The organism is Streptomyces durocortorensis (assembly GCF_016901035.1).
GTDB classification, from domain to species: Bacteria; Actinomycetota; Actinomycetes; order Streptomycetales; family Streptomycetaceae; genus Streptomyces; species Streptomyces durocortorensis.
On the sequence record NZ_JAFEUF010000017.1, the window covers coordinates 55,615 to 60,886 of the forward strand.

General features: G+C 71.9%; 4 protein-coding genes. 3 read left to right on the forward strand and 1 reads right to left on the reverse strand.

All coding sequences use genetic code 11. The features are described 5' to 3' along the window. A partial coding sequence (locus JS521_RS06145; protein ID WP_205081700.1) for a hypothetical protein occupies positions 1–1,403 on the forward strand: 1,403 nt, incomplete at its 5' end. 117 nt (positions 1,404–1,520) lie between these two features. Continuing rightward, on the forward strand, positions 1,521–3,206 hold the full coding sequence (locus tag JS521_RS06150) for a purine-cytosine permease family protein (protein ID WP_205081701.1): 1,686 nt from the start codon (positions 1,521–1,523) through the stop codon (positions 3,204–3,206). 6 nt (positions 3,207–3,212) lie between these two features. On the opposite strand, the gene JS521_RS06155 is transcribed toward JS521_RS06150, so the two are convergent. Continuing rightward, the gene (locus JS521_RS06155) at positions 3,213–4,217 is read right to left on the reverse strand and encodes an aldo/keto reductase (RefSeq protein ID WP_205081702.1); all 1,005 of its coding nucleotides are present in this window, start codon (positions 4,215–4,217) and stop codon (positions 3,213–3,215) included. A gap of 110 nt (positions 4,218–4,327) precedes the next feature. Between JS521_RS06155 and JS521_RS06160 the strand changes: the two genes are divergently transcribed. Then, positions 4,328–5,272 (forward strand): LysR family transcriptional regulator (locus JS521_RS06160; protein WP_205081703.1); only part of this gene is annotated, 945 nt, incomplete at its 3' end.

A 5,272-nucleotide genomic window follows, 5' to 3' on the forward strand; every position in this document is an offset into this window, starting at 1 on the left:
CGGCCCCCCGGCCGGGGGCCGGGCCCACCGCCGCCTGCCCGGAGGCACTGGCCGGAAAGGCGCGGTGTTACACGGGCCAGGACGGGAACGGGGCGCACTACGCGCTCGCCGTCCCCCTCCGCTGGAACGGCTCGCTCGTGGTGCACGCGCACGGCGGGCCCGACCTGGGCGACGCATCGGACCCGGCCCGCTCGACCGAGGACCTGGAGCGGTGGGCCGTCATGGTCGAGGAGGGGTACGCCTGGGCGGGCTCCTCCTACCGGCGCGGCGGCTACGGGACGCGGATGGCGGCGGCCGACACGGAGAGCGTGCGCCGGGTCTTCGTCGACCGGTTCGGGAAGCCGGGGCGGACCTATCTGCACGGCCAGTCCTGGGGCGGGAACGTGGCCGCAAAGGTCGCGGAGACGTACGGCACGAAGCGGGCGACCTACGGCACGAAGCCGGGATCGTACGGCGCGAAGCCCGGAGCATCCGGCACGAAGCCCGGAGCGTACGACGGGGTGCTGCTGACCAACGGCGTCCTGGGCGGCGGCTCGCGCGGCTACGACTACCGGGTCGACCTCCGCGTGGTCTACCAGTTCTACTGCGGCAACCACCCGCGCCCCACGGAGCCGCAGTACCCGCTGTGGCAGGGGCTGCGCCCGGACTCCACGATGACGTCCGCCGGGCTGAGCGCCCGGCTGCGCGAGTGCACGGGGTTCGACGCCGACCCGGCCGCGCGGACCGCGCTCCAGCAGCGCAACCTCGACGACATCCTGGCGGTCACCGGGATCCCGGAGCGGTCCTTGGAGTCGCATCTGCGGTTTGCGACGTTCACCTTCCGCGACATCGTCTCGACCCGGCTCGGGGGACGTAACCCGTTCTCCAACCGGGGCGTGCGGTATACCGGCTCGCACGACGACCGGGCACTGAACGCGGGCGTGGAGCGGTTCTCGGCGGACCCGGCCGCGCGCCGGGACCTCTCGTGGGACAGCGACCTCACCGGGCGGGTGTCCCTGCCCGTCCTGACCCTGCACGCGATCGACGACCCCACGGCGTTCGTGGAGCACGAGGCCGCCTACCGGGACACGTTGCGGGGAGCGGGCCGGGAGCACCGGCTCGTGCAGAGCTTCACCCGGGAGAGCGAGCACAGCGGGCTGAGCAACGCGGAGTACGCCAACTCCATTGCCGCGCTGGACCGTTGGGCCCGCACCGGCCGCAAGCCCACCGCGCGATCGCTGGCCGAATCCTGCGCCGCCTTCGACCGGACGTACGGCACGGGCTGCTTCTACGATCCGGCGTTCCGGCCGTCCCCGTACGCCTCCCGGGTGCTCCCCCGACCGGGCGGACTCACCTGGCCCGCCATGACCGCCGGGCAGGAGCGGGCCTGGGGCCGGATCGACGGGGTGGGCATCGCCCCCTGAGGCACGGGCGTGAAGCCGCTGCCGTCCCGGGCCCTCTGACGCCCGTTGGTATACCGTAACGCCGCCTTCACACCGGCCGTACGCGCGGGAAACGGCGGCTGCCTAGCGTCCCCCGCCATGGATACCCGCACGCAGATCGCCGAACCGTCCCCGCCGGACCCCGCACCGCCCGCCGTCCCCGACGAACCCCAGGCGGTGCGGGAGACGCTGGAGGACTACACCCTCCGCTTCGCGCCGCGCAGTTACCGCCGCTGGACCCCGATGGTCGTCGCGACCACCGCGCTCGGCGGCATCGCCTACATGGCCGACTTCTCCATCGGCGCGGGCATCGCCATGGCCCACGGCACCGGCAACGCGCTGGTCGCCATCACCGTGGCCGCTGCCCTCATCTTCATCACCGGCTTCCCGCTCGCCTACTACGCGGCCCGCTACAACATCGACCTGGACCTGATCACCCGGGGCTCCGGCTTCGGCTACTACGGCTCCGTCCTCACCGGCGTCATCTTCGCCAGCTTCACCGTCATCTTCTTCGCCCTCGAAGGCGCGATCATGGCCCAGGGCCTCAAACTCGGCTTCGGGCTGCCGCTGTGGCTCGGCTACGCCGTCTCCACCCTCATGGTCATCCCCCTCGTCATCTACGGGATGAAGGCGCTGAGCAAGCTCCAGGTGTGGACCACCCCCATCTGGCTGCTGCTGATGGTCGGGCCGCTGGTCTATCTCGTCGCCACCGACCCGGGCACGGTGGACAGTTTCCTCGCCTACGCGGGCACCGATGGCGAGGGCAGTCTCAACACCGCCTCCGTGCTGCTCGGCGCGGGCGTCTGCCTCTCCCTCATCGCCCAGATCGGCGAGCAGATCGACTACTTGCGCTTCATGCCGCCGAAGACCGAGGCGAACAAGCGCAGTTGGTGGACCGCGATGGTGATGGCCGGTCCCGGCTGGGTGGTGCTCGGTGCGATCAAGCAGGCCATCGGCGTCTTCCTCGCCGTCTACATCCTCTCCGAGGTGGGACCGGCGGCTGCGACCGAGCCGATCCAGCAGTTCCGCGGGGCGTTCGACGCGATGATGCCGTCCTGGCTGGTGGTGCCGCTGGCCGTGGTCCTGGTCGTCATCAGCCAGATCAAGATCAACGTCACGAACGCCTACTCCGGCTCGCTGGCGTGGACGAACTCCTTCACCCGCGTCACCAAGCACTACCCCGGCCGCATGATCTTCGTCCTGGTCAACCTGGCCTTCGCGCTGATCCTGATGGAGGCCGACATGTTCAGCTTCCTCAACAGCATCCTGGGCTTCTACTCCAACTGCGCCATCGCCTGGGTGGTCACCGTCGCCACCGACATCGGGGTCAACAAGTACCTGCTGAAGCTCTCCCCGCACGCGCCGGAGTTCCGCCGGGGCATGCTCTACGCGGTCAACCCGGTCGGCGTGACCGCGTTCACCGCCGCCTCCGGGCTCTCCATCGCGATGTACTTCCACGCCTTCGGCGACACGGTCCAGCCTTACTCCCCCGTCGCCGCCGTGGTCATCGCGTTCGTCCTCACCCCGGTCATGGCGATCGTCACCCGGGGCCGGTACTACCTGCGCCGGAGCGACGACGGCATCCCGGTGCCGCTGCTGGACGCCGAGGGCAACCCGAGCGCGGACACGTACGACTGCCACGTCTGCCGGCAGACCTTCGAGCGCCCGGACCTGGCGGCCTGCCCGGCCCACGACGCCATGGTCTGCTCGCTGTGCCTGAGCACGGACAAGGCGGGCGACCATGTGCTCCCGGCCGCCCCGCCCGTACCGCTCTCCGGCACCTGACCTGCGTCAGGCGGCTTTCGCGTCCCGCAGCAGCTCCTCGATCCGGGACAGCTCCTTCTCGGTGAAGTCCAGGTTCCGGGCGGCCTCGACGCTGTTCTCCAGCTGGGTCACGCTGCTGGCCCCGACGACGGCGGAGGTGAGCCGGCCGCCGCGCAGCACCCACGCCAGGGCCAGCTGCGCGAGCGACTGGCCACGCTCCTTCGCCAGCGTGTCCAGCGCGCGCAGCCGCTCCACCAGCTGCGGGGTGACGGCGTCGGCGGACAGGAAGGGGCTCGCGCCCGCCGCCCTGGAGCCGGCCGGAATGCCGTTCAGGTAGCGGTCGGTGAGGATGCCCTGCTCCAGCGGCGAGTACGCGATGGAGCCGACGCCCAGCTCGTCCAGGACGCCCGGCAGCCCGTCGTCCTCGATGCGGCGGTCGAGCATCGAGTAGCGGGGCTGGTGGATGAGGAGCGGGGTACCGAGGTCCTTCAGGATCGCGGCGGCCTCGCGGGTCCGGTCGGCGGAGTAGTTGGACAGCCCGACGTAGAGGGCCTTGCCCTGCCGTACGGCGGAGTCGAGTGCGCCCATCGTCTCTTCGAGCGGGGTGTCCGGGTCGGGCCGGTGGGAGTAGAAGATGTCGACGTACTCGACGCCCAGGCGCTTCAGGCTCTGGTCCAGCGAAGAACGCAGGTACTTCCGCGAGCCCCACTCCCCGTACGGCCCCTCCCACATGTGGTAGCCCGCCTTGGTGGAGATGACGAGTTCGTCGCGCAGCCGGGCGAAGTCGGTCGCCAGGGCGCGGCCCAGGGCCTCCTCGGCGGAGCCGGGCGGCGGGCCGTAGTTGTTGGCCAGGTCGAAGTGGGTGATGCCGAGGTCGAAGGCGCGGCGCAGGATGGCGCCCTGCGTCTCGGGCGTCCTGTCGCCCCCGAAGTTGTGCCAGAGGCCGAGGGAGAGCGCGGGCAGCAGCAGACCGCTGCGGCCGGTGCGCCGGTAGGGCATGGCGGAGTAGCGGTCGGCGGACGGCAGGTACATACGAAAGGCTCCGCGGGGAGAGGGCCGGGGGACACGACCAGGCTTCCGCAGATCGATCCAGCAGTCCAACAGGAGATTCCGCTCGGATTCATCGCCTACATTGCTCAATCATGGAATTGCGTCAGCTGGAGCACTTCGTCGCCGTGGCGGAGGAGCAGCACTTCACCCGCGCCGCCGAGCGGCTCGCCGTCTCGCAGTCCGGGCTCTCCGCTTCCGTACGGGCGCTGGAGCAGGAGCTGCGGACCCCGTTGTTCAGCCGGACCACGCGGACGGTCCGGCTCACCGAGGCGGGGCGGGCGCTGCTGGTGGAGGCGGAGCGCACGCTGGCGGGGGCGCGGGCGGCGCGGGACGCGGTCGATGCCGTACGGGGGCTGCTGCGCGGGACGCTGACGGTGGGGGTCGAGCAGTGCGTGGCGGGGGTGAGCCCGGCGCGGCTGCTGGCGGCGTTCCACCGGGAGCATCCGCAGATGGAGCTGCGGCTGCGGCAGGAGGGCACCAGCAGTCTGCTGGACGGGGTGGCGGGCGGGCGGCTGGACCTGGCGTTCGCGGCGACGGTCAGCCCGGCGGAGTGGCGCGGGGAGCTGGTTCCGCTGGCCCGGGAGCCGATGGTGCTGCTGTGCGCGGCGGGGCACCCGTTCGCCGGGCGGGCCGAGGTGGCGTGGGAGGAGCTGCCGGGGGCGTCGTTCATCGACTTCCATCCGGACTGGGGGCCGCGCCGGGCCGCCGACGAGGCATTCGCGGCGGCGGGGGTGCGGCGGACGGTGGGCCTGGAGGTCAATGACGTGCACAGCCTGCTGGAGCTGGTGCAGGAGGGGCTGGGGATCGCGGTGGTGCCGCACCACTTCTCGCGCAAGCCGGAGGCGGCGCGGCTGGTCGCGGTGGAGCTGGCGGGGGTGCACCGGCCGGTGTACGAGAGCGTGGTGGTGCTGCCGGGGGCGCGGGGTCTGAGCCCGGGGGCGCGGGCGCTGATGCGGCTGGTGCGGGAGGACCCGGTACGGGAGCCGGACGGGGCCGACGCGGGCGGGTGTTGCAACCGGGCAGAGCCCGTCAGCCCC

What these genes read in the sequence shown, in the direction of transcription:
- JS521_RS06150 (WP_205081701.1), top strand. Translation starts at nt 1,521, where the DNA reads ATGGATACCCGCACGCAGATCGCCGAACCGTCCCCGCCGGACCCCGCA.
- JS521_RS06155 (WP_205081702.1), bottom strand. Translation starts at nt 4,217, where the DNA reads ATGTACCTGCCGTCCGCCGACCGCTACTCCGCCATGCCCTACCGGCGC.